Source organism: Thermanaerothrix daxensis (assembly GCF_001306145.1).
In the GTDB taxonomy this organism is placed as follows: Bacteria; Chloroflexota; Anaerolineae; order Anaerolineales; family Anaerolineaceae; genus Thermanaerothrix; species Thermanaerothrix daxensis.
Genome location: NZ_LGKO01000005.1, coordinates 562,727 through 587,562, shown reverse-complemented (window position 1 = coordinate 587,562; position 24,836 = coordinate 562,727). Strand labels below are relative to the sequence as shown.

25 protein-coding genes and 2 tRNA genes are annotated in these 24,836 nt (G+C 54.7%); 13 read left to right on the top strand and 14 right to left on the bottom strand.

All coding sequences use genetic code 11. The features are described from left to right. Positions 1-13: 13 nt before the first annotated feature. Positions 14-523, top strand: coding sequence for a biotin/lipoyl-containing protein (locus SE15_RS11350; protein ID WP_054522218.1), 510 nt, complete (start codon positions 14-16; stop codon positions 521-523). A gap of 180 nt (positions 524-703) precedes the next feature. On the opposite strand, the gene SE15_RS11345 is transcribed toward SE15_RS11350, so the two are convergent. Beyond that, positions 704-1,498: a hypothetical protein gene (locus tag SE15_RS11345; protein ID WP_054522217.1), complete on the bottom strand. Its 795-nt coding sequence runs from the start codon at positions 1,496-1,498 to the stop codon at positions 704-706. A 300-nt stretch (positions 1,499-1,798) separates the two neighbouring features. Beyond that, a tRNA-Ile gene (locus SE15_RS11340) sits at positions 1,799-1,870 on the bottom strand. Between the two features lie 173 nt (positions 1,871-2,043). On the opposite strand from SE15_RS11340, the gene SE15_RS11335 reads away from it, so the two are divergent. Continuing rightward, on the top strand, positions 2,044-2,259 hold the full coding sequence (locus SE15_RS11335; RefSeq protein WP_054522216.1) for a cold-shock protein: 216 nt from the start codon (positions 2,044-2,046) through the stop codon (positions 2,257-2,259). A 52-nt stretch (positions 2,260-2,311) separates the two neighbouring features. Here SE15_RS11335 and SE15_RS11330 read toward each other — a convergent pair whose 3' ends face one another. Beyond that, positions 2,312-2,872 (bottom strand): YdcF family protein, encoded by a 561-nt coding sequence (locus tag SE15_RS11330; protein ID WP_054522215.1) that lies wholly within the window; start codon positions 2,870-2,872, stop codon positions 2,312-2,314. Between the two features lie 71 nt (positions 2,873-2,943). Further along, on the bottom strand, positions 2,944-4,116 hold the full coding sequence (locus SE15_RS11325; protein WP_054522495.1) for a MalY/PatB family protein: 1,173 nt from the start codon (positions 4,114-4,116) through the stop codon (positions 2,944-2,946). A gap of 109 nt (positions 4,117-4,225) precedes the next feature. Here SE15_RS11325 and SE15_RS11320 point away from each other — a divergent pair, with 109 nt between their 5' ends. The 4 genes from SE15_RS11320 (at position 4,226) to SE15_RS11305 (ending at position 7,487) form a co-directional block, all read left to right on the top strand. Further along, the gene (locus SE15_RS11320; RefSeq protein WP_083461900.1) at positions 4,226-5,167 is read left to right on the top strand and encodes a class I SAM-dependent methyltransferase; all 942 of its coding nucleotides are present in this window, start codon (positions 4,226-4,228) and stop codon (positions 5,165-5,167) included. A gap of 30 nt (positions 5,168-5,197) precedes the next feature. Then, on the top strand, positions 5,198-6,049 hold the full coding sequence (proC, locus tag SE15_RS11315) for a pyrroline-5-carboxylate reductase (RefSeq protein ID WP_054522214.1): 852 nt from the start codon (positions 5,198-5,200) through the stop codon (positions 6,047-6,049). Positions 6,050-6,070: 21 nt separating this feature from the next. Beyond that, entirely contained in the window at positions 6,071-6,934 is an 864-nt protein-coding gene (locus tag SE15_RS11310) for a DUF6159 family protein (protein WP_054522213.1), read from the top strand. A 109-nt stretch (positions 6,935-7,043) separates the two neighbouring features. Continuing rightward, positions 7,044-7,487: a CBS domain-containing protein gene (locus SE15_RS11305; protein WP_054522493.1), complete on the top strand. Its 444-nt coding sequence runs from the start codon at positions 7,044-7,046 to the stop codon at positions 7,485-7,487. On the opposite strand, the gene SE15_RS11300 is transcribed toward SE15_RS11305, so the two are convergent. Continuing rightward, complete coding sequence (locus SE15_RS11300) at positions 7,434-8,273, bottom strand: cyanophycinase (protein WP_054522212.1); 840 nt, start codon at positions 8,271-8,273, stop codon at positions 7,434-7,436. The two genes, SE15_RS11305 and SE15_RS11300, sit on opposite strands and share 54 nt — an antisense overlap. A 77-nt stretch (positions 8,274-8,350) precedes the next feature. Between SE15_RS11300 and SE15_RS11295 the strand changes: the two genes are divergently transcribed. The 4 genes from SE15_RS11295 (at position 8,351) to SE15_RS11280 (ending at position 14,178) form a co-directional block, all read left to right on the top strand. Further along, entirely contained in the window at positions 8,351-9,232 is an 882-nt protein-coding gene (locus SE15_RS11295) for an AlkZ-related protein (RefSeq protein ID WP_054522211.1), read from the top strand. Further along, positions 9,229-10,257: a hypothetical protein gene (locus SE15_RS11290; protein WP_054522210.1), complete on the top strand. Its 1,029-nt coding sequence runs from the start codon at positions 9,229-9,231 to the stop codon at positions 10,255-10,257. Before SE15_RS11295 ends, SE15_RS11290 begins: the two co-directional genes overlap by 4 nt. Before the next feature lie 15 nt (positions 10,258-10,272). Next, positions 10,273-13,725, top strand: a complete 3,453-nt coding sequence (locus SE15_RS11285; protein ID WP_083461899.1) for an alpha-amylase family glycosyl hydrolase — start codon at positions 10,273-10,275, stop codon at positions 13,723-13,725. Positions 13,726-13,821: 96 nt separating this feature from the next. After that, complete coding sequence (locus tag SE15_RS11280) at positions 13,822-14,178, top strand: 4a-hydroxytetrahydrobiopterin dehydratase (RefSeq protein ID WP_054522208.1); 357 nt, start codon at positions 13,822-13,824, stop codon at positions 14,176-14,178. Here SE15_RS11280 and SE15_RS11275 read toward each other — a convergent pair whose 3' ends face one another. The 4 genes from SE15_RS11275 to SE15_RS11260 are packed head-to-tail and all read right to left on the bottom strand — an operon-like array spanning position 14,179 to position 17,824. Further along, entirely contained in the window at positions 14,179-15,582 is a 1,404-nt protein-coding gene (locus SE15_RS11275) for a glycoside hydrolase family 13 protein (RefSeq protein ID WP_054522207.1), read from the bottom strand. Next, complete coding sequence (locus tag SE15_RS11270) at positions 15,579-16,667, bottom strand: ketopantoate reductase family protein (protein ID WP_236690026.1); 1,089 nt, start codon at positions 16,665-16,667, stop codon at positions 15,579-15,581. Before SE15_RS11270 ends, SE15_RS11275 begins: the two co-directional genes overlap by 4 nt. Position 16,668: 1 nt before the next feature. Continuing rightward, positions 16,669-17,595, bottom strand: coding sequence for a methionyl-tRNA formyltransferase (gene fmt, locus SE15_RS11265; protein WP_054522206.1), 927 nt, complete (start codon positions 17,593-17,595; stop codon positions 16,669-16,671). Positions 17,596-17,626: 31 nt separating this feature from the next. Further along, complete coding sequence (locus tag SE15_RS11260; RefSeq protein ID WP_054522205.1) at positions 17,627-17,824, bottom strand: hypothetical protein; 198 nt, start codon at positions 17,822-17,824, stop codon at positions 17,627-17,629. A gap of 171 nt (positions 17,825-17,995) precedes the next feature. Here SE15_RS11260 and SE15_RS11255 point away from each other — a divergent pair, with 171 nt between their 5' ends. From SE15_RS11255 to SE15_RS11245, 3 genes are read left to right on the top strand one after another with little or no spacing between them, the layout of a single operon-like run. After that, on the top strand, positions 17,996-20,206 hold the full coding sequence (locus tag SE15_RS11255) for a xanthine dehydrogenase family protein molybdopterin-binding subunit (RefSeq protein ID WP_054522204.1): 2,211 nt from the start codon (positions 17,996-17,998) through the stop codon (positions 20,204-20,206). 15 nt (positions 20,207-20,221) lie between these two features. Continuing rightward, entirely contained in the window at positions 20,222-20,461 is a 240-nt protein-coding gene (locus SE15_RS11250; protein WP_054522203.1) for a hypothetical protein, read from the top strand. Further along, positions 20,424-20,924 carry a nitroreductase family protein gene (locus SE15_RS11245; protein WP_083461897.1) on the top strand — a complete coding sequence of 167 codons (501 nt, stop codon included), beginning with the start codon at positions 20,424-20,426 and terminating at the stop codon, positions 20,922-20,924. Before SE15_RS11250 ends, SE15_RS11245 begins: the two co-directional genes overlap by 38 nt. Before the next feature lie 64 nt (positions 20,925-20,988). Here SE15_RS11245 and SE15_RS11240 read toward each other — a convergent pair. The 5 genes from SE15_RS11240 to minD form a co-directional block, all read right to left on the bottom strand. Next, positions 20,989-21,059: transfer RNA gene (locus SE15_RS11240), tRNA-Gln, on the bottom strand. A gap of 22 nt (positions 21,060-21,081) precedes the next feature. Further along, on the bottom strand, positions 21,082-22,623 hold the full coding sequence (gene gltX / locus SE15_RS11235; RefSeq protein WP_054522201.1) for a glutamate--tRNA ligase: 1,542 nt from the start codon (positions 22,621-22,623) through the stop codon (positions 21,082-21,084). 9 nt (positions 22,624-22,632) lie between these two features. Beyond that, positions 22,633-23,736 (bottom strand): FtsW/RodA/SpoVE family cell cycle protein, encoded by a 1,104-nt coding sequence (locus SE15_RS11230; protein ID WP_054522200.1) that lies wholly within the window; start codon positions 23,734-23,736, stop codon positions 22,633-22,635. 14 nt (positions 23,737-23,750) lie between these two features. Beyond that, the gene (minE, locus tag SE15_RS11225) at positions 23,751-24,020 is read right to left on the bottom strand and encodes a cell division topological specificity factor MinE (RefSeq protein WP_054522199.1); all 270 of its coding nucleotides are present in this window, start codon (positions 24,018-24,020) and stop codon (positions 23,751-23,753) included. Then, positions 24,017-24,826 (bottom strand): septum site-determining protein MinD, encoded by an 810-nt coding sequence (minD, locus tag SE15_RS11220; RefSeq protein WP_152965607.1) that lies wholly within the window; start codon positions 24,824-24,826, stop codon positions 24,017-24,019. Before minD ends, minE begins: the two co-directional genes overlap by 4 nt. Between the last annotated feature and the right edge of the window lie 10 nt (positions 24,827-24,836).

Below are 24,836 nucleotides of genomic sequence, written 5' to 3'. Positions count from 1 at the left end.
TATTGAGGTGAGCATGAGTGGTTATATAGTGCGCATCGGGGATCGAGAATACCACATTGAAGTTTTGGATGACCACCACGTGCGCCTTAACGGTGAAATTATCGAGGTGGATCTCACTACCCTTTCTGATTCCCCCCTGTTCTCGCTTATCTTGAATGGCAAATCTTATGAGGTACTGGCCACGCCGCAGGGGGAAACCTGGGAAGTTCACCTTAAAGGACGCACGTACCTGGCCGAAGTGGAGGACGAAACCTCTCACACTTTGCGTCGAAGTGTTCCGGCTAATCCTACCCAATCCACAGAATATCTCCTTCAAGCCCCCATGCCGGGGTTAGTAGTGGCCGTTCCAGTTGCAACGGGTCAGGAAGTGGAGGCCAATGAAGTGCTGGTAGTGCTGGAGTCAATGAAGATGCAAAACGAACTGCGTGCCCCACATGCCGGTCGCGTGGTTGAAATTTACGTCCAACCGGGCGAGCGGGTGCTCCAAAAACAGAATCTGGTGCGAATATACCTTACCTCATAATAATCTTAGGCTCTTACCAATTCAACACCCTTTTCCATTCTGTCCGAGACCAACGCCCATAACATCCAGAAACCGCACCGCGAAGCGCACAGCCCCTCTTTCCCTTCCCCTCTCTAAAGCCCTGTTATCACGGTTTCCGCCTGCGGAAAGGGGTATGGGATACATCTCAATATCTAATACCTAACCTCTCGGGCGACGCAACGACAAAAGAAATGCACTCAGCGAGACCAAAAACAGGGGCAAGTGCAGCACGCCTATCCAGAAGTTTGTGGGGATCAGAATGAAATGAGTCAAAAGATTTAGTATCGCGATCAAGAGACCAATAAAACCGCTCAAACGCATCAACCCAAGATTGACATCAGGGTAAAAAATTGCCTGGATTCCAGTATAGACCGTTAGCATCATACAACCAGTCAGGCCGGCTTCGTTAGTAAAGAACAACCACGGATTGAAATCTAGCCGCATTCCATCGCTTTGAACTGGCATCCAGAAAGCTGCCAGCATCAAGGGAAAGAGAAGAAAGGCGCGCGCCGGCAAAGGACGGGCTGAAAAGTCGGCAGTGGGATGCCAGGCTTCTAAAAACCACCCTAACCCAATTGCACCAAACAGGACCACATTTCCAATGATGATTACCAATCCATACTGAGGGGTGAAAGCCGTGTTCTGTAAAAGAGCAATTCCGATCAGGTTGATACCGGCATAAAGCGCAAACCAGCGGTAGGCTTTGCGGGGTTGAACGAATAACCATGCAATCAGGATGATTGGAATGACCTTAAAAAGCGGAAAAATTCTCGGGATGGAATAAATTAGTGGTCGCATCAATACTTCATTGATGACCTGTGACGTCTGGCGGGGATCGTAGGGTTTCTGTGAATAAAGGGGCAGGAAAGTGATGAAGACAATGATCAGGTAAAACCACCAACGACGAGTGAGTCTATCCAAGCGACTTTCAGGTCCTGACCGGGAAGGATTCATCGTATAATCTCCTTCGTTTCTGTCTGATTCCACGAAAGGCCATTTCTAACCCAAAACGATAGACGCAGGTTACAGGTTATGAAAGACCCACAGGCGCTGGAGAAAATTATCATGTCACACCAGTTCAAGCAAAGCTTGGGATTAAGACGGTGATGTGCTTACTAATACTCCTTCGGCACACCCAAGAAAATTTTTGGGATAGGGAAATGGAACCTTATACTAGGTAATTATATATGGGAGCTGAGGATCAATGTTTTACGAAATTCCCTGCCTTTATTTGTTCGTATTTGAATAAACTAGTGGGCCCGGCAGGATTCGAACCTGCGACCAAGCGGTTATGAGCCGCCCGCTCTGCCGCTGAGCTACGGGCCCGTTCGGCACTCAAATTATAACATGATTGCCTGCCTCCTTTCTACCTGGCTGGAAAAATCACCGCGAAACTGGCTTGACATTTGGTATGTTGCGTGATAATCTTGCCTCAACGTGGCCCGTGGTAGCGCGCCGCAGGCCTAAGCAATCTCAAAGTACCAAACGGAGTTTAAGGCATGTCTGAACGTTATGTAGGAACTGTCAAGTGGTTCAACCCCACCAAGGGGTACGGCTTCATCGGCCGCGAGAATGGCGAGGACGTCTTTGTCCACTACACCGCCATCCAAATGGCGGGTTATCGCCAGCTCAAAGAGGGCCAGAAAGTGGAATTCTCTATTGAAGAAGGACCTAAAGGCCTGCAGGCAGCACGGGTCGTTCCACTCTCGCAGTAAACCACCGCTGGCCAACTGCACGCAGGGCTGCCCCATCGCAGCCCTGCGGTTTTTAATCCCCCCGCACGCCCAGCCAGTAACCCATCAGTTTGATCACTTCACTTAACGTTGTTTCCCATCCCCGCCAGCTGAACATCCAGGTTGACGAGCGATACCAGTGGCCCTGTACTGCCCGCACACGCACCTCAATTCCACTCCCCCGATACACAGAACGGAAAATCCAGCGGGTGCGCAGGGTGTGATACGGATCGGTGATAACCAGCACCGACTTCACCCCCAACTGTTCCAATACCTCACAGGTGTAATGAGCCTCTTCATAGGTACTGCTGGCACGGCCGCGCGTAAAGTGGATTGCCTCTCCTGGAATCCCCTTCGAAACCAGTTCATCCGCGTTCCAGTTTTCCGCACGCGAACCCTCCGCCTTGGTTAGCAACACGACCTCAGCCCCAACTGCCCGGTAGGTGCGCACCACCTCTTCAACCCGCATCTTATCCCCACCGCTCAAAAGGACTAAAGCCTCCACCGGACGCAGTGGGTCGGAGGTGATTAGGATGGCCCCTATCCCCCACAGCAAACCATAACCCACCACCAGGGCAGTCATCAGCCCAAGCACAAGCCCCACTGCCGTTGTAAAGCACGATCGGGAGCGAGAAGGAGAGCCTTGGACAGGAGAAGAAGAACTCCTCACGAGATGACCCTTGATTCTTCCAACGCCCGCTTCATTCGCATCAGGCCTTGCTCAAGCGTTGAGCGTGGGCAACCGAAATTCAAACGCACAAAACCCCGCCCTTCGGTGCCAAAATCACGGCCATTATTCAATGCAACTCGCGCCTCGGTGAGGAAAAATTCATAGGGACTTGGCTGCAGATCCAGGCGGCGGCAGTCCAGCCAGGCCAGGTACGTGGCTTCGGGCAACTGCATCTCCACACCGGGCAATTCATTTCGAACAAAATCGTACACAAAATTACGATTGGATTCCAGCACCTTCAAAAGATGCTGCAACCACCCCGCCCCTCGGGTATAAGCAGCCTCGGCGGCGACTATCCCCATGATGTTCATCCCGCCTCCCAGGTCGTGCACCAGTTGCTTAAGCGTCTTTCGCAGGGTGGGATCCGGCACAATCGCAAAAGCAAACTTCAACCCGGCCACATTAAATGTCTTGCTAGGTGACATTAGCGTTACCGTCTTACGGGAAATCGCTTCATCCAATGTGGCAATCGGAATGTGAACGTGACCAGAATAAGTCAGATCACAGTGGATTTCATCTGAGCAAATTACCACATCCCGTTCCAGGCAGGCTTCTGCCATCGTCCACAGTTCCTCGCGGGTGAAAACCCGCCCTACCGGGTTATGAGGATTGCAAAGTAAGAACATCCGCGTCTCCGGCGTTAACGCAGCCCGAAAGCAATCCCCATCCACATAATAGCGTCCCATAGCATCACGCGAGAGAGGCAGACGCTGATCTTTCATTCCTGCCTGACGCGCCACATTGAGAAACGGGGGATAAACTGGAGTTTGAATCAGAAGTCCGGATCCCGGGGCCCTCAGCGCCAACGCAACCAAGTTAAAGCCGCTGACCACACTGGGCACAAATAGGATCTCCTCTTCGCTGACCCGCCACTGATAACGCCTCTCCAACCATGCGGTAATAGCCTGTTTCAACGAGGGTGGCTCAATGCCATACCCATAGATCCCATGCTCAACGCGCGCCCGTAAGGCCTCAATCACCTCTGGGGGTGAAAGAAAATCCATATCGGCCACCCACATTGGCAGGACCTCTTCAGCATACACCCGCCATTTCAGGCTTTCAGTGACACGACGATCCGGAAAAGATTCAAAGTTAAAGGGCTTTTGCATGGCTTCCATTCCCGATGAAATGTGGAATACCCGCATTATACTCGCATCAGGCTTGCTCCCACTCAAATTCAACTTTCAGGGTAGTGGTATACTAAATTCTAATTATCGAATGCCTACGAAATCCCGTCCTTCTTCTACCCCAGCACAAGAACGCCCCCCGGCTTGGGTGAGTCCACCGCAACTGCACATAATTACCCCACCCGAGTGGGAGGACTACGCCCTGCTGGACAGCGGGCAGGGCTTAAAACTGGAACGGTTTGGAGATTATCTCCTGGTTCGCCCCGAAGCCGAGGCCATCTGGAAGCCCGCTCTTCCTACCGAAACCTGGGTCCGTGCGCATGCTCGCTTCCAGCCCCTCAGCGAAGAAAGCGGTGGCACCTGGGAACTCTCGAAACCCATACCCGAGCGCTGGATGGTTCGCTACAAAAACCTGCGTTGCTGGATCCAACGAAGCACCTCACGCCACGTGGGTCTCTTTCCCGAGCAGGCCAGCCAGTGGGATTGGATTCAGGAATGCATCCGCGCAGCAGGACGCCCCATTCATGTTCTCAACCTGTTTGGCTATACCGGTTTAGCGACTTTGGCAGCAGCCCAAGCCGGCGCTCGCGTCACCCATGTAGATGCTTCACGCAAAGCCATTACCTGGGCCAGGGAGAATCAAAGCCTTAGCGGTTTACAAGAGGCACCCATTCGCTGGATCGTGGACGATGCCTTAAAATTCGTGCAGCGTGAAGCGCGCCGTGGGCATCATTACGAAGGGCTGATCCTCGACCCCCCCAAGTTTGGGCGGGGACCCAAAGGTGAGGTCTGGGAGTTTTACAAACTTCTCCCGGTCCTTCTGCAGGCCTGCCGTGAGGTTCTGGCACCCGAGCCGGTTTTTGTCATTCTTACCGCCTACGCCGTCAAGGCCTCGGCTATCACGCTTTACTACGCCATTTCAGAAATGATGAGTACCTGGAAAGGCCACACCGAAGCCGGTGAAGTTACCTTGATTGAGACCAGTGCGGGCCGCCTTCTACCTACGGCCATCTTCGCCCGCTGGTCCACCTGAACTCTTACCAAAGGAGGTTTATTTAATTCCATGAACGAGCAACACATCGCCATCATCGGACCGGGAGTAATGGCTGAGGCCATCATTGGAGGCCTAATTCGCCAGAATGTGGTCACACCAGCCCAGATTATTGCCGCCGGCCCACGACCAGAACGCGGGAACGAATTAATCGAACGGTATCACATCCGCTTTACAACGGACAACGCCGAGGCTGCTCGCAATGCCGATGTCGTCATTCTTGCTGTCAAACCCCAACGCCTCGAAGCCGTGCTAGTGGGATTGCGCGATCAAATTCGACCCGAAGCGCTTGTCCTCTCGATTGTTGCCGGCGCTCCCATCCAAAAAATTTCTCGTGCCCTTAACCATCCCATTATTGTCCGAGCCATGCCCAACACCCCCGCCCAAATTGGGCAGGGTATCACAGTATGGACCGCATCGCCAGCGGTGAGTGATTCTCAACATGAACTGGCCCGACAGATCCTGGGTGCTCTCGGACAGGAGGTATTTGTAGAAGAAGAAAATTATCTGGACATGGCCACCGCCCTCTCCGGCACTGGGCCGGCCTATGTATTTCTCTTCATGGAAGCCCTGATTGATGCCGGCGTTCATTTAGGCTTTCCTCGCCGCATTGCCGAACAACTGGTCGTTCAAACCCTGCGCGGTTCGGTGGAATACTACGCGCTCCGTCGCGCTCACCCCGCCTCGCTACGAAATGAAGTGACCTCACCCGGTGGCACGTCGGCGGCTGCGCTATACTATTTAGAGAAGGCAGGATTCCGTACGGCAATCAGCCGCGCAGTTTGGGCCGCCTTCGAGCGCTCTCAACAACTCGGGCGAGGCAAGAATAGCCAGCCCCCCGAGAACGGCGAAATGAAAGAATAGGCCTGATCTGGGGAGGCACTCATGTTAGAAAAACTGCGCAATTCATGGGAACTGGTAAAAGCCAGCGCTCGCGTCCTGGATGCGGATAAAGAACTGCTTATCTTTCCCATCATCTCCGCCCTGTTAACCCTGCTGGTTAGCCTGACCTTCTTCTTACCATTGATCATATCGGGATTTGCGGATAACCTTATCTTTGGGAATGCCCAAGTCACGGGGTTCATTGTGCTCTTCGCCTTCTACCTCGTTCAATATATCGCCATTTTCTTCATGAACACGGCGCTGGTAGGCGCTGCCCTGATCCGCTTACGTGGAGGTGATCCCACTTTCCAGGATGGTTTAAGAATCGCCTTTTCACGCTTTGGAGCCATCGTGGGCTATGCCATCATTGCGGCCACAGTAGGGATGTTGCTCAAACTAGCCTCCCAGCGCCAGCGCGGTCTGGGTCGCTGGATCACTTCACTGCTTGGCATGGCCTGGAATCTGGCAACGTTTCTAGTGGTGCCGGTTCTTGCAGCCGAGGGTGTAGGCCCCATCGAAGCCATCAAACGGAGTGCAACTTTACTCAAGAAGACCTGGGGCGAGCAAATTGCAGGGAATGTGGGGTTAGGCGCAATATTCGGCCTGGCCGGGATTCTGGTCACCCTGGCAATGATCCCGCTCATTCTCCTCGGGCTTCAGTTGCCCCAACCCGGTTGGTTCATTGTGCCGTTGATTCTGGCTTACATCCTGCTCCTGGTTTTTTTGAGCCTCCTCCAATCCACCCTGAGCGGTATTTACACGGCCGCAGTCTACCAATATGCGGTCACACACGAGCCAGGGCCATTCTTTGACCCTGAGATGGTGCGCAACGCCTTTCAACCTGCTCAGCGGCATCCCTTGTTTTAGCAAACCTGAGCCTTCCGGCTTGCATACCGGGCGGCCTTTCTGATGTATACTCAAATTAGAGCCTTTGAACCCAATAGGTGAGATTTCTGTCTCTGAGGAGGGTGCCATGATTAGCACGGTGCGCCAGATTCTCCAAAACAAACCACCCGAAGTGTGGTCGGTTAGCCCGGAAACCACCGTTCTGGAAGCCCTCAAGTTGATGGCCGAGAAAGACATTGGGGCTGTGCTGGTAATGGAAGGCGAGCGCCTGGTGGGCATCTTTTCCGAGCGTGATTACGCCCGCAAAGTCCCGTTGCTGGGACATTCAGCAGAAAGCACCCCAGTAAAAGCACTAATGACCTCTGAGGTTTACTGCGTGGGCCCTCATCAGAGTGTCCAGGAATGTATGGCTCTGATGACCGCTAAGCGCATCCGCCATCTGCCGGTGGTCGAGCAAGGGCAGGTCATCGGCATTGTGACCATCGGTGATGTGGTCAAGGCGGTCATATCAGACCAGGCGCTACTTCTGGAAGAGATGGAACATTACATCAGTGGAACCGGCTACGGGCGGTAACGGCCTCCCGGAAAATTCGTCTCGAATCATTTCCCAACCGCGTATCTGGCTCTGCCTCAGCCAGGGAAGCGCACTCCATGCCAGAGATTGCCCCGCGCACAAGCGCACGATCCAGGGGTCACCTTCGGATGCACTATCTCGCTCTACAACCGTTATCAGGGTAACTTGACCAGCACCAACCCCTTGCAACCCAGAGGGACATACAATCACGCCCGTAGCCTCATCCACACCCAAACCCAGCCAGCCGGGATAGCGGGACGTAATCCGTAGCAGAGCCTCTAAACGACCCTGCCGGTGAAAGTGCGGAACAATCACCGTGTGGGGCAACACCCCCAGGGCAGGTTGCCAACGAGATGGACGCAAAGCCCCTTCTAACCCACCGACCCATGTGCCCAACGCCGCCGCCCCGGCTGAAATTCCACCGATGACCACCCCTGCGGCACCCGCCTGCCACAACGCGTGATGTAATCGCGTCCCCCGCACCACCGCGAGCAAACGGTTCAAATCCCCACCAAGGATCAACACAGCACTGGCACACGCCAGTACACGTACCAACGACCGATCTTCAGCCTGCTCACGCTCCCACACGGGCAGTATCGTTGGAGGGTAGCGAACCCCCAGCATCTCAAGCCCCCTGGCGTACTCCTGAACTGCCAACACATCGTGGCACGCGGTCGGAAGAATGAGAATCCGGGCCGCATCCCCACCTGCCAGATGGAGGAAAACCTTGAGGCATTCATCGGTCGGGGTAATTCTTCCACCCATGGCCAATACAGTGACTTGCATTGTCGCCTCGCCTCCCGGGTCTTAAAATTTATTATAGTAATAAACTTACCCCAAAAGTTGGATCTGGAAAGAGTCCGATGACCTCGCAACCCAAGACGCTCACCATCTCTGCTGAACGGCTAGCCACCTACCGCGCGCAAACCTATTGCTCTCATCCCGCCTTGCGGCTGCGTTCGCGTGATGAGGCCATTCGCTTCGTCAATCAGCGCGGCTTCGTGCTCTTCTGGCCCGCACAAGGCATTACCATGCCCAGCCTTTGGGTGGCGACGGCAGGGGAGCGCCCGGTGGCCGATGCACACGACGACCCCGGTCACATATGCTGGGATTGGAAAGATAGCCTTTTGGGCAAGCGCGTCTGGTATTACGCACGAGTGTTGCGGGGGAAAAACACCCTTATCGCGTTAGACACCCTTCCCTACTTCTATGCCCTCTCGCCCAATTACGGCGACCCCGAACATGATTATCTTGAGCAGTACCGTGATGGTTTGCTAACCCTTGAAGCCAAACAGGTCTACGAGGCCCTCTTGAACGAGGGCCCCCTGGATACGCTGGCACTGCGACGCGCGGCTCGTCTCAGCAGCCCCGAAAGCACTTCGCGCTTCGAACGTGCCCTAAGCACTTTGCAAACCCAATTCCGTGTGCTGCCGGTTGGCACAGCAGAAGTTGGAGCCTGGCGTTACGCTTTTGTTTACGACGTCACTCACCGTCATTTCCCCGAACTGATCTCCCAGGCGGCCACTATCCAGGAAGACGAAGCCCGGGCTTACCTTCTCCGACGTTATCTCCTCAGCGTAGGCGCCATCAACCTTTCCCACCCGATAAGCCTCTTCGGGTGGCGTGAGAGTGAGATGCAACGCGCACTTCGCCACCTTGAGCGCGAAGGTCACCTTCTGCGGGGGATAAGGCACGATCGCTCCAATGAGGAGTGGATCGCCTGCCCCGAATTGTTTGCTTCATGACAGACCTTCCCATCCTTGTGTTCCACATGGACTGGAGCAGCCAACCTGCCAAGCGCTGGATGGCATGGGCGCTTCGTATCTCCCCGGAAGCCTATCAAATTCATGCTCCCATCCTCGTCTCATCCGGTGCAGAGGTTTGGGATTTCATCCGTGCGTTACTCACCCAGGAGGAGAGTGCACTGATAGGCTGCGATTTTCCCATTGGTCTACCTCTTGAGTATGCGCAAAAAATTAACTGCGAGAACTTTTTGGACTTTCTAGCCCAACTCGAGGATGGAGTATGGCCGGATTTCTTCAGGGTCGCTGACCAACCGGAAGATATAGCCCTAGAACGACCCTTCTACCCCGCTCGTAGTGGGGGCAAACGCTTGAAGCATCTGGTTCAAGGGCTTGGGTTTTCCCGTGCGCAAGCACTGTGGCGCTTATGCGATCGTGCCACCCCGTACCGACGCGCCGCCGCGCCGCTCTTCTGGACGCTGGGCGCGCAACAGGTTGGTAAAGCCGCTCTTTCGGGATGGCGTGAATTGCTAATCCCGGCTCGTCATCTTACCTTCCCACAAGTCAAGGTTTGGCCCTTCCAGGGCCTCCTGCAAGATTTGCTCCGCCCTTCAACCGCGGTGATTGCAGAGACCTACCCGGCCGAGTATTATGTACCCCTGGGATTAAATCTTCATCTCGCCCCTTCGGGCTCACGAAAAGGAAAGCGTTCTCTGCACACACGCCAGGCAAACGCACCTCGCCTTCTAAGAGCGATGCGAGAGTTAGGCGGAAACCCCACCCCCGAACTCGAGGAGGCGATCCAGGCAGGGTTTGGTACCTCCCCCGTCGCGGAGGATGCTTTTGATGCTCTAGTTGGGTTGCTTGGGATGCTCATGGTCCTGCGCGGCGAATTACCCGCCAATCCACCTGCCGAAACCCCAAGCGCAATCGAGGGCTGGATTTTCGGACTGCGCATTGAAAATAAAGGCTATAATGAAATCGGACTGGCATCGCGTTCCCGAAGCCCTTTTCCATACCCCGAATGACGGAGGCCTATTTTGATGGAATTCCATATCTCCCGGCGTGCGCGTGAGCGCTACCAGTTTGATGAATCGCTGTTTGCCTTCAACGGAAATGTCATTCTGGCAGACTTCCAGGCCGCTCGCCGTTTCGCCCAAAAAATGAACCTCCAACGCGACCTTGCCCGCCACCCTGAAAAGGTGGTCCGCGCTGGTGAAATCAACGCGATGGGGTTGATAGATGAAATACTGCATCTCGTGGCCGCCCTTTATCGGCGGCAAAAGAACCCCCGGCTTTTGCGACAGGCTCTGGCGTGGTTGGAGGAACGTCTGGGCAAGGCGAGCCTGGATCGTACGCTGTTGGAGTTTGTGCGCGAGTTTCCACCACTGCCGGTTTTCCATCAGCAAATCAGCCCCGAAGAGTACCTCGCAGGGCAGAGTGGTGAGTTAACCCATCGCGAAGAAGCGCTGGAAGAACTGCTTCTGCTCTGGGTCAACAACCGCAACCCAGCCCTGGACCCCTACCTGGAGCTTTTTGACGAGGGGCAACTGCGCCAGGAAACCGCCTACGCCGCCCTGATTCGTGAACTTTATCAATTTTTGGCTACTCAGCCCACCTTTGGCCCGGATAATCAGCACCTCATGGACATGATGCGCGCCCCAGCGATCGCGCATCCCCACTCTCTGTATGAACAACTCGAATACATCCGCCAACGCTGGGGATACCTCCTGGGGGAGCATCTGACCCGTTTGCTCAAGAGCCTGGACCTGCTGAAGGAGGAGCAAAAATCGCCTTTTTTAGGACCGGGTCCGACAGAGATTCCCACCTACGCACATCTGGAAGGCGAGCCCGAAGCCTTCAGTCCCGATCGTGAATGGATGCCCCGCCTTGTGCTCATTGCCAAGAACACGTATGTCTGGCTGGACCAGCTCAGTAAGAAATATGGGCGGCCAATTCGCCATCTGGATCAGATCCCAGATGAAGAACTGGATACCCTGGCTCACTGGGGCATTAGCGGATTATGGTTGATCGGCTTGTGGGAACGCAGCCGCGCCTCTGCACGCATCAAACAACTCTGTGGTAACCCCGAAGCGCTGGCCTCGGCCTACTCGCTGGCGGAATACCGCATCGCTGACGATCTGGGCGGTGAAGCCGCTTACCAGAATCTGCGCGAGCGTGCTTGGCGGCGCGGCATTCGTCTGGCCAGTGATATGGTGCCCAATCACATGGGTATTGACTCGCACTGGGTAATTGAACATCCCGATTGGTTCATCAGCCTGGACCACAGCCCCTTCCCCTCCTATACCTTCAACGGGCCCGACCTGTCCAGCGATCCGCGGGTGGGCATATTTCTGGAAGATCACTACTACGACCGCACCGATGCAGCCGTGGTTTTCAAACGGGTGGATTACGCTACCGGGGCCACGCACTACATTTACCACGGTAATGATGGCACCAGCATGCCTTGGAACGATACCGCCCAGTTGAACTACCTCAAGCCCGAGGTGCGTGAGGCAGTGATGCAAACCATTTTGGAGGTGGCGCGCAAATTCCCGATCATTCGTTTCGATGCGGCAATGACCCTTACCAAACGTCACTATCAGCGTCTGTGGTTCCCAGAGCCGGGTACTGGGGGGGCCATTCCCTCACGAGCCGAATACGGGCTTACTCGCCAGGAATTTGACCGCCTGATGCCCAACGAATTCTGGCGTGAGGTAGTGGATCGCGTGGCGCAAGAAGCACCCGATACTTTGCTCCTGGCCGAAGCCTTCTGGCTCATGGAAGGCTATTTTGTGCGTACTCTGGGCATGCACCGTGTCTACAACAGTGCCTTCATGAATATGCTCCGCAATGAAGAGAACGCCAATTACCGGGCTTTGATCAAGAACACTCTGGAATTTGAACCCGAGATCCTCAAGCGTTATGTCAATTTCATGAACAATCCCGATGAGCGCACTGCGGTGGAGCAATTTGGCAAGGGAGATAAGTACTTCGGTGTCTGCACCTTGATGTGCACACTTCCGGGCTTGCCCATGTTCGGCCACGGGCAAATCGAGGGATTTGCCGAGAAGTATGGCATGGAATTCCGCCGGGCCTACTGGGATGAGACTCCTGACGCTGATCTCATCGCCCGGCATGAACGGCAAATCTTCCCCCTACTCCATCGCCGTGCCCTGTTCGCCGGGGTGGAGAACTTCCTGCTCTACGATTTCTACACCCCTGAGGGGGTGGTAAATGAAGATGTACTTGCCTTCTCCAACCGCTTGGGAGAAGAAAGAGCGCTGGTGATTTATCACAACCGCTTTGCTGAAACACGAGGCTGGATCAAAACCTCGGTGAGCTTTTTAGAAAAGAAAGGGGGAGAACGACGACTGACCCAGCATACCCTGGGTGAGGGCCTGGGGCTGAGCCAAGCCCCTGACACTTTTGTCATTTATCGCGATCTGGTGGATGGTCTGGAATACATTCAATCTACCTCTGAGATTCACGCAAAAGGGTTGTACTTCGAGTTGAAAGCCTACCAGGCTCACGTTTTCCTGGATTTCCGAGAGGTCACAGATGACGTTAACGGTACTTACCGCCACCTGTGGGAACATCTCCAGGGACGGGGAGTGCCCAGTGTGTGGAATGCACTTCAGCAAATCCGCTGGCAACCCATCTGGCAACCTCTGCGTGAAATTTACACCCCCGGTTACCTGGGCTACCTGCTCCATCAACGCCTGACCCAGCCGCAGCAGAGCCTGCCTTGGCATGTGCTTTCCGAAGCCCAACACAAGATGGAAGGGCTGCTGAACGGCATCAAGACTCTCACTGGCTACCAGAACGCCTGGGCTGAGATTCTGGGGAATCTCCAGGCGCATCTCAAACTGGTGCTGCATTGGCCAGTCCTCGCCTCCAAACTAGAGCTACCCACCACCCAACGCCTCAATCAGGCATTGAAGGAATTGCAGGAACGGCTTCTTGCCTCCCCCGAACGCTGGCTCGCTTTGCTCTGTGCCACGTTTTTTATGGAAATCGGTCGCGTCAAAGGAGAAACGGGAGTGGAAGCGACTAGCCTGGATTGGTTCGAAACCTGGCAGGTCTCCCAGTTGCTCTCTGAAAGTGCCTTAGCGCTTGGACTCACTCCCGCACAATCCCAAACGCTCCCCACAGCCGTCCGGGCGTTAATCGCCCAACAGAAGTGGTTCGAGCGGGAGGCTCACCGAACTCCGGCCGAAATGGTAGGGTATTGGCTGGCTAGCCCGGATATTCAAACCCTGATCGGCCTGCACACCCATGAGGGCGTTCTCTGGTTCCATAAAGAGGGCTTCGAAACCCTCGTTGCCTTAATGGAAGCCGCCGCGCTCCTGCCCCTGGCCAGTTTACCAACCTGGAAGAGCACCCTCTTCTATGAACGTGTGCTTTCAGTGCACCATCTCAGCCAAACACTGCTAGAAGCCGCCGAGAAAAGCGGTTTCAAACTTGAGGCCATGCTCCATCATCTCAGCCAGTGACAATCTTCTACACCTTCGGCTGACCTTTGCTATTCAGACTAATAGGGTCTATAATAAACTTGTCTGGATCAATGAGATACGGAAGGAGATCAACGTATGAACAGGTTGGCCGAAGAAAAGTGCGTCCTGTGCCATGGGGGTGTTCCTCCCATGAGCGAGGGCGAGATTGCCCAAATGCTTTCCGAAGTGCCGGGTTGGGAGGTCATGGAAGTAGAGAATCAAAAGCGCTTGCAGCGCACTTTCAAATTTCGCGATTTTGCAACCGCCCTGGAATTCACCAATCGCATTGGTCAGATCGCTGAAGCCGAGGGGCACCACCCCATGATGATCACCGAATGGGGCAAAGTCACTGTTGCATGGTGGACGCATGCCATTGGCGGCCTGCATCGCAACGACTTTATCATGGCGGCTAAAACCAACCAAATTTATGCCCAGATGTCTCCGGGCGGCTAATTACGCCGGGCAAGCCGCCCAAAACACCCCATAGGGGGGCAAACTGACCCGTAGACAATCCTCGTCTACCCACCAGTTGAATGCCTCCCCCAACAGAGGCCGGATGGCAGATCTATCAACCTGCCCCAGGGCTTCTAAGCGAATTCCCACCGTGCGATCTTGTGCACCTGCATTGGCTACCACCAACACCCGTTCACGAGCATGCTGACGCACGAACGCACAGCAGCGGCTGGAGTCTTCCACGCTGACAAACCGAAAATCGCCGCGTCGTAACGCCACCTCGGCTTTGCGCAACTGAATTAAACGCTTGACCCAAGCCCTCAGGTCGAGATCCCAGAACGATTCATCCCACGGGAAGGCACGGCGGCAATCCGGATCTTTCTCACCCGGCAGCCCAATTTCATCCCCATAGTAAATAGCAGGTGCGCCTGGCAAGGCAAATTGAAGTGCAAAAGCCATTTTGACCGCTTCACGGTGCCCTCCCAGGACGGTCATAACCCGCGGGGTGTCATGTGACCCCAGGGGTACGTACATGGCCAGACGATTTTCAGGTGCATACGCATGGAGCACGCGCTCAACATCACCCGCAAACTGAGTAGCCGTCATCTCCCGATTGAGAAAGCGTAGAATGGCCTCACGCAAGGGGTAATTCATCAGACCGTCAAAGTGCCCTTCGCTTACCCAACGTGGGTTAACCTCCCAAATCTCGCCCACTAAATAAGCGTCCGGATTGATTTGCTTCACCGTTTCCCGAAACTCCGCCCAGAAGGCATCGTCGTCAATCTCATTGGGCACATCCAGACGCCAACCATCAATGCCCTTTTCGGTCCAAAAGCGCGCCACGTTCATCAGATAAGCCCGCACTCGCGGGTTATCGGTGTTAAATTTAGGCAGGCTTTTGATCCCCCACCAGGCTTCGTACCGGGCTGGGCCCCGCGAGTAAGCATTAACCGGGAACTTATAAATGTGAAACCAATCCCGATATGCCGAGTGCTGCTGATTCTCAAGCACATCCACAAAAGCAAAGAACCCCCTCCCGCAGTGATTAAAAACCCCGTCCAGGAGAATACGCACCCCATGCCGATGAGCATGCGCCAAAAGGTTCTCAAAATCCTGCATGCTCCCCAGGCGTTCGTCAATTCGAAAATAATCCGTGGTGTTGTAACGGTGTGTGGAGGGAGAAAGAAAAATTGGGTTGAGATAGATGGCAGTGATCCCCAGATCAAGCAAATAATCTAACTTTTGAAGAATGCCTCGTAAATCTCCCCCTTGAAAATGATACAGGTCAGGCGGTGCCCCCCATGGGTGCACATTCGGCGGATCATTACCTGGGTCGCCATTAGCAAACCGATCCGGAAAGATTTGGTAAAACACAGCATCAAAAACCCATTCGGGTACTTTCATAGATATAATGCCCTCCTGGCATGTTGAACAAGATCGAGCAGGGCTTCAGGATGTTTTTGAAAATCTCTCAGAGAAAGATCCCCCCGGCTCAGCGCCAGCAGGGTTTCGTTGAGAACACGATTGATGGGCGTCGGAATTTGCAGGCGCTGACCAAAACGCACCACAGCACCATTGAGAAAGTCCACCTCGGTTTGACCACGCCCCCCACGTAGATCAATGTGTAAAGAGGGCATTTTCGAACCACGACCACGGCTCAGAAATGGACCTAAAACGAGCCGGCTAAAAGAGAGGGGCAAGACGTTCATCATAGCGATTAACGGGCGAAGAGGCGCACCAGGCAGATTGACCACCTGCAGCCCAAGTGCCCGCATAACGGCCAAAGCCTCACGGATTTGTCCCACTTCCAGGGCATAGAGCCCCGGATGAGCAAAGATCTCAGCTGGCGTCATATCCAGGATTGCGGCAGAGGCATTGGCCAATAAATTGGTCAGCAGTTTCGACCACTTCATCGCCATGGCATTGGGGTATTCCCGAGCGCGTAGCCCGGCTGCATTCAAAATAGCCAATAGCGGAGGAAGCAACTTGTGATCCCCCGCCACACCCATCCCCCTTAAGCGTTCCAGGACCGCTTCACCCGGCGCAGGACGGGAGATGGCACTGGTCAACGTGGCTGGGATGACATTCGCTTCACCCACCACTCGGGCGAAAATGACCTCACTTTCTACCCCGTTCTGCAAACACACCAGCGGGGGCAACGCTGCATGGTAGGGGAGCAAGTCCTGAGCCAGGGCTTCGACATCATAGGCCTTTACTGTTACCAGCCCCATATCGTACGGCCCAAGGGTAAGCGCTTCATCTAGTGACGTGGCCAGGAGCGGCTCAGAAATCGTATGAGCAGTTTTCCCCAGCACCAGGCGCAGGCCACGGGTCCGTAGTGCCTCAGCAGTGGTTGGTCGCACCAGGAAAACAACCCGCTGACCGGCCAGCATCAGGCTTACCCCAATGTAGGTCCCCAGCGCACCCGCCCCTATGCAAAGAAACGACCAGCGTGGAATAGAAGGGGATTTCAGAGATGCAGAGCGCAAATTATGTCTCTCCGTTCGTCCAATCTCGTGCACCGCGCAGAAAATCCGCCCCTGCCATGGAACGTTTCCCGGCTGGTTGCACCTCATCCAAAACCAGACTCCCCGCCACCGTTCCTATGGCCGGCCGACCTTCCAAAACCCCCCGCTGACCGGGTTGAAGCGCAAGGGTATCTACCTTGTGCGCTCGCAGTACTTTTAGAGGTGCACCGCGAAATTCCAGGAAAGCCCCGGGCCAGGGCGTGAAAGCCCGCACCTTGCGCACCAGCACCTCGGCGGGTTGCTGCCAGTCCAAGCGTCCATCCTCTTTCTTAAGCATGGGGGCGTAAGTCGCCATGCGCTCGTCCTGGGGCTGAGGGACAAGCCGTCCCGCAAGGTAATCGGGTAAAGTTTCGATCAGCAGCTGAGCCCCCAGTTCTGCCAGGCGTTGACTCAGGGTTTCAGCATTGTCATCCTCGCGGATGGGCTCCCGGCGCTGGCTCAGAATGGGGCCGGTATCCACCCCTGCATCCATTTTCATGATGGTAACCCCCGTCTCAGCATCCCCATGGAGCAACGCCGCCTGAATAGGAGCAGCCCCTCGCCAGCGCGGCAGCAGCGAGGCATGAACATTCACACACCCATAGGGGGGTAACTCCAAAACGTTCTGGCGTAGAATCTGTCCAAAAGCCGCCACCACAATGAGATCCGGCTGCCAGGCCTGCAGTTGCGCCAAAGCCTCTGGCTGGCGTAGCCTTTCTGGTTGAATGACTGGCAGTCCTAGAGATTGGGCCAGCACCTTAACCGGGGGAGGGGTGAGCTTCTGCCCTCGTCCGGCCGGGCGATCAGGCTGAGTGACCACCCCGACTACGGAGTAATGCGCTGCCAGTTCCCGCAAGGTTGGCAGCGCAAATTCGGGTGAGCCCATGAAAACGATGCGCAGGGCCTCCATAGAACGATCTTGAAAGAAGGCTCGAAAGGGATTATCCCTTTTCTTCGCTCTCTATTACCGCCCGCATCAGTTGTAGAAATTCGTCCCATTCTTCCTGGAAGAAATGCACGGTAAAGTTGCCCAATTCCAGGTGATAGGTCATCTCGCCATCGGGTTCTTCCGCCCGCCAGGCCATGTAATTTTCGGTTTCCGCAATCGTCTCGGTTTTCGGTTCGCTTCGCCCGTTCATAATGCATGCTCCTTACCAAGGTTTGGTTTATTATCCCATATTCAAGTCGAACTCACCAGGGCAATCACAGGTATTTTAAGACAAACATAACTTTCCTCAATCCCCACGAAAGCGCTAAAATCTTTAAACAAACCAGGGAGTCAGAAACCTGCATCACGGGAGGGTTGTACCATGGAAAACCCGGCTTACAAGGTCATTGGCAAGTCTATTCCACGGGTAGACGCCATTGCCAAAGTCACCGGCACAGCCAGGTACCCTGGCGATCTCTCAATGCCGGGAATGCTGCACATGAAAATTCGCTTTGCCGAACGTCCTCATGCACGCATCCTCAAAATTGACACCTCCAGGGCCGAGGCCTACCCGGGTGTGGTAGCAGTCTTTACCGCAAAAGATGTTCCGGTCAACGAGTATGGCCTCCAGCAACCTGACCAGCCCGTACTCTGCGGTCCGGGTTCTGATAAGCCCGGCGCAGATGTAGTGCGTTTTGTCGGGGATCAGGTGGCGCTGGTAGTCGCAGAGACTGAAGAAGCGGCGGCTGCAGCCTGCAAGCTGATAGATATCGAGTATGAAGATTTACCGGTTGTGACCGACCCGCGCGAGGCCATGAAGCCCGGCGCGCCCCTCATCCACCCAGAACGCGGAGACACTAATGTTTGCGTTCATTACAAAATCCGCAAAGGGGATATCAGTGAGGGATTTGCCCAGGCAGATATCCTTGTGGAAGGAGAATACCAGTTACCCTTCCAGGAACACGCTTACCTGCAGCCCGAGGCAGGCCTGGCTTATGTAGATGAGGAAGGGCGGATTGTGGTTCAGGTGGCCGGTCAGTGGACACATACGGATCAGAAGCAAATCGCACACGCCCTGGGCCTCCCATTGGAAAAAGTGCGCGTCATCTATCCGGCCATCGGTGGTGCATTTGGGGGGCGTGAGGACATGTCGGTTCAAATTGTCCTGGCCCTGGCAGCCTGGAAACTCAACCGCCCGGTGAAGATTGTCTGGTCACGCCGCGAATCCATCATTGGTCATGGCAAGCGTCACCCCATGTACGTGCGCGCTCGTTGGGGGGCCACGCGTGAAGGCAAACTCGTCGCCGCCGAAACCGAGGTCATTGCTGATGCAGGCGCCTATCTCTACACCACCAACAAAGTGCTGGGGAACGCTACTGTGGTCCACACTGGCCCGTACTTTATTCCTCATGTGAAGGCCGATGTGTATGGGGTTTACACGAACAACCTGCCCACCTGCGCCTTCCGCGGCTTTGGTGCCCCACAGGCCCTTTTTATTGCCGAGATGCAGATGAGCAAACTGGCCGAGAAATTAGGCATGGACCCGGTGGAACTGCGCCTGAAAAACGCCTTGCGCGAAGGGGATACCCTGGCCGTCGGTACCACGCCACCAGATCCCATCAGCATCTCTAAGGTCATCCAGGCAGCTGCTGAACGTTTCGGCTGGGAGCAACGCAAGCGCGAACTATCCCAGCAGCCTCCCAACGCAACCCTCCGACGGGGCATCGGCTTTGCCTGTGGCTTTAAGAACGTGGGGTTTAGTTTTGGCTACCAGGAAAACTGTTGGGCGCGGATTGAACTCCATGGTGCAGAAGAAATAGAGCGTGTCGTGCTTCATCACGCCGGTGCTGAAGTCGGGCAGGGTACTCACACCGTCATGGTTCAAATGGCGGCTGAAGCCCTAGGCGTACCGGTTGAGAAAGTGACTCTGATCACCCATGACACTCACAACATGGGCAATGCCGGCAGCGTTTCGGCCTCACGGATGACCTTTATGGCTGGCAATGCCATTCGGGGAGCGGCTGAAATGGCTCTCCGCAAGTGGAAGGACGAAGAGCGCCCGGCCATTGGTGAGTACACCTATCTGGCCCCCAAAACAACCCCCTTCACGCCAGAAACCGGCTATTCCATGCCCAATTTTGCCTATGCCTATGCGGCTCAGGCGGTTGAGGTGGAAGTGGACACAGAAACCGGTCAGGTGCGCATCGTGCGGGTCGTGGCCGCCGATGATGTTGGACAGGCCATCAACCCCAAACTGGTTGAAGGACAGGTCGAAGGAGCCATCGTACAGGCAGAAGGTTATGCACTATTGGAAAACTTCATCATGAAAGATGGTTACGTGCTGACCGATCAGTTGAGCACTTACCTCATCCCCACCGTCCTGGATGCTCCCGAAAAAGTCGAGACGGTCATCGTGCAAGTGCCGGATCCTCGCGGGCCGTGGGGGGCGCGGGGCGTGGGAGAATTACCCTACCTGCCGCTCACACCTGCTGTCCTGGCCGCCATTCATGATGCTACCGGGGTGTGGATGCATGCTTTCCCGGTAACCCCAGAGCGTCTATGGCAAGCCCTCCAGGCCACCCGAAACCCTTAACTCCAAGGGGGCCATATGGCAGAGAACTGGCGCATTCTTATCCGAGATACAGATGAGCAGCAGGAGATCACCGAGCCGGTGGTGCGGTTGGAACCCAGCCCTACCGGCTTGATGGCATTTCTGCAAAATGGTGAGACTCGTCTCCTGGCAGCCCAACTCGACGGGGTGGATTTTACCGGTCGCACAATCTGGCTGAGGCCTCAAACCCAGCCCCCCCATTATTTCCTTTATATTCCGCCGCCGCAGTATCCGTAAATACACTGGCGAGCCAGTCAGTGATGAGAGCATTGATCTTCTGCTCAAAGCCGCCATGGCGGCGCCCTCCGCCAACGATGTACGCCCGTGGGCATTTGTTGTGGTGCGCGAGGCCGAACGCCGACGTGCCCTGGCTGCCATCAAGCAATGGGCCTTCATGTGCGCGGAGGCTCCGGTGGTCTTCGCCGTATTGGGCAATCCTAACCTCTCGGATCATTGGATTGAAGATTGCAGCGCCGCTGCCGAAAACCTGCTGCTGGCAGCCGCGGGACTGGGATTAGGAGGAGTTTGGGTTGCGATTTACCCCCGAACCGAATATGAAAAGAAAGTACGCGCTCTGCTTAACATTCCTCCGCTCTGGCGCGTGCTCTGTTTACTGGCCATCGGGCACCCGGCAGAGCATAAGCCCCCACGTACGCGGTATGAAGCGAACAAGGTTTACTACGAAACCTTTGGAGAATGACCGCTCTCTCACCGCTTATGAAATAAAAAGGGCTTCTCAATGAAGCCCTTTTTATCATCTCAGGCTGGGGGCGATGGATTCGAACCACCACACGCAGATCCAGAGTCTGCTGTCCTGCCATTAGACGAGCCCCCAGCGTTAGGTGATTCTTATTTTATCACGACTCCAGGGGTGTGTCCAGAGATTTTTCTGACAGTCCTTCCTTTTGCAACAGTTCTTCCAGCAAATAAATGGCTTGCTCCATGCGTTGCAAAACTTTCTCGCGCCCGATCACTTCCATGCTTTCAAATAAAGGAGGACTGACCTTTTGCCCCGTAATCGCTACCCGCATCAATCCAAACACCTGGCCGGCGGTCAACCCGCTTTGAGCCACAAATTCACGCATGTACGGTTCGGCAATTTCGGCCCGAATATCGGGAAGGGCCTCCAGTGCCTTTAGGACCCGCCGCGCCAGATCGAGAGACTCGGCCACACTTAACCCTTTAACCACCAGGTCTGCGGGAACAGGAACAACGTTTTCTTTGAAAAAGAACCCGGCCATATCCGGAGCTTCGTCCAGCCCGGCAATGCGTTCCTGAATCAAGGGGATAATGCGGAGCAAACGCTCATCATCCACCTGGTAACCCCGCTCGAGAAAGAAGGGCTTAACTCGACGAGCCAGTTCTTCAGGTGGCAGCGCTCGAATGTGAAGCCCATTGAAATGATCAAACTTGGAGAAGTTGATCGCCGCCGGAGCCGGATTGAGACGCTCCAGCGTGAACTTTTCGATCAAGTCCTGCATGGTGAAGAATTCGGTGTGATCGTCATAAGACCACCCCATCAGGGCAATCCAATTGACTACTGCCTCAGGCAAATACCCCAGACCTTTCAGGTCTTTGATGAAAATGGAATATCCATCTTTCATCAGATCCGCAGCTTCGCGCTTGCTCATTTTGCCTTTACCGCTGGGCTTGAGAAACACCGAGAGGTGCACCCAGGTCGGCTCTTCCCAACCCAATGCACGGTAGATCAACCCATGCAAAGGAAAAGTGGGTAGCCATTCCGAACCGCGGATCACATGCGTGATTTTCATCAAGTGATCATCCACCACCACAGCCAGATGATAAACAGCATAGCCATCCGATTTGACCAGAATATAATCATCAATGGTGCGATTTTCTACGGTAATCTCCCCTCGCAGAAAATCACGAACGGTGGTGGTACCCTCCTTCGGGGTTTTGAAGCGAATCACATGGGGCTCTCCCGCCGCTACACGCCGCTCCGCTTCCGCCGGGTCCAGCCGCCGACAGGTCCCATCGTAGTGCGGCGGCTCTTTGCGCCGTTGCTGCTCCTGACGCATGGCTTCCAGTCGCTGCGGTGAACAAAAACAATAATATGCGTGCCCCTGCTCCACCAACTGACGGGCATATTGCTGGTAAATCTCTTTACGCTCCGATTGCCGGTAGGGACCATACGGGCCGCCAATATCCGGACCCTCGTCCCATTGAATCCCCAGCCAGCGCAAGCCTTCCATAATTTCTTCCTCAGCGCCAGGCACCAGCCGCTTGCGGTCGGTATCCTCAATGCGCAAAAGAAATTGCCCCCCGGTTTTACGGGCCAGAAGATAAGCGTAAAGTGCAGTGCGGGCTCCCCCTAAATGCAAATGCCCCGTTGGAGAAGGGGCAAAACGAGTACGAGCCGGTTTGGAATAATCGTTCATACGCCTCCATTAAAAGTCAAGTGTAGTACGATGGACAGCAACGCTTTCCACCAATCCAATCGCCAGCACTAACGAAAGCAAAGAACTCCCACCATAACTGACAAAGGGAAGGGTCAATCCCGTTACTGGAATGACATTCAAATTAACCCCAATATTGACAGCGGTTTGGAAAAAGAGCAGGGTAGCAACGCCATAGGCGATTAACGATCCGAAACGATCACCGGCATGGCGGGCTATGTACAGACAGCGCAAGATCACGAAGACGAGCAATGCAATTACCAGCACCACCCCCACAAAACCGAATTCCTCAGCCATTGCAGAGAAAATAAAGTCGGTATGGCGCACCTTGAGAAAACGCAACTGCACTTGGGTGCCGTTACCATACCCCATTCCAAACAAACCGCCTGAGCCGATGGCAATCAGCGCCTGTTCAACGTTATACACATTCCCGTGCCGGGCATTGGGATCCGGGAACAGAAAACTGATAATGCGCTCCTTTTGATAATCAGCCAGGTAAGGGAAAGCCAAAACACTTCCAATCGCCGCCAGAAATACAAAAATTGCCAGATAATGCACTGGTAAGCCACTGATCCACAACAAGGAAAACCAGATGACCATAATGACAATAGAGGTGCTCAGGTTGGGTTGCAGTAGAATCCATACCACTACCCCGGCGGTTAAAATGAAACTGCGCAAAATCCAGGCCAGGTTCTTGGGAGACTCTGCTGTGCGGGTGAAATAATCCGCCAGCACGAGAATCATGATAATTTTGACCAGTTCGGATGGCTGGATCAGGATAATGCCAGTATCAAACCAGCGGGCTGAGCCAAAAAGCGCCTGCCCCAGAATGTAGATCCCGATCAACGAGAGCAACGCAATCCCGTACAGCAAGCGCGTCAGTGAGGCCCAGATACGATAATCAATCAGAGCGGTACCCAGCAGGACCACCAGCCCGAATGACACATAAATAATCTGACGAGTAACCGACTCGGCCAGCTGGGCGTTCCCGGCAATAGCCGATCGGATCATCACAATCCCAAAAATGCACAGGATTAGAACTGCGCCGAAGAGCCAGAAATCAAAACGGCGCCAGGTCTCACGTCGCAGTAACATCGTCGCGTCCTACCTCATCCACTCCGCGAGCGACGCGCCGATTTCAAAGGAATGTCCGCCACCAGGCGCTGCTCACGTCCATCCTGAGTCAAATTAATGACCACCGCTCCGGGATCAATCTCCACATGCTTAGAGATAACTGCCAGCAATTCATTCTTCAAGTTGTCAAGCAAGGCTGGCGAGAGATCCGTACGATCATGAATCAAGACAAGTTTCAACCGTTCCTTCGCCTGATCGGCGCTTTTGGTCTTCTTTCCCAACAACTGTTCTAACCAGTTGCTCATCCCATTGTCCCTCCGGAGCGGAATAGCCGTGTCAGGCGCTTAAGAAAACCATCGCCACTATCCAAATTCAAGAAGGGGACATTTTCTCCCATCAGCCGTCTGGCAATATTCTGAAAAGCCAACCCTGCCCGTGATTTTCCATCCAAAGCCACGGGCTGTCCTTTGTTCGTACTGATGATTACGTTTTCGTCTTCTGGGACGATCCCAATCAACTCCACAGCCAATAATTCCAGCACGTCCTCTGCATTGAGCATATCCCCCCGACGGGTCAGGTTCGGGTTGACCCGATTGAGGATAAGCCGGACCGGCCCTTTTTCTTCGGCTTCCACGATCCCGATAATGCGATCCGCATCACGCACAGCCGAAACTTCCGGATTGGTCACCACCAAAACCATATCCGCTGGGGCCAGAGCATTTCGAAAGCCACGCTCAATCCCGGCTGGGGAATCAATGAAAATCCAATCCACCTCTGGACGTAACTCTTCACACAGGCGGCTCATGTCACTGGGAGAAACTGCGTTCTTATCGCGAGTCTGGGCGGCCGGGATGAGATAAAGTTCGGGCAAACGCTTATCGCGAATCATGGCCTGACGCAACCGGCAACGACCTTCCACCACATCCACTAAATCATAGACAATGCGGTTTTCCAGTCCCAACACCACGTCCAGGTTGCGCAACCCAATATCCGCATCAATGCAAACCACTTTTTGTCCCAGCGTGGCGAGGGCTACTGCCAGATTGGCAGTTGTGGTGGTTTTACCTACTCCGCCCTTACCTGAGGTTACAGTCACAACCTTTGCCACCATCCCATTTTCC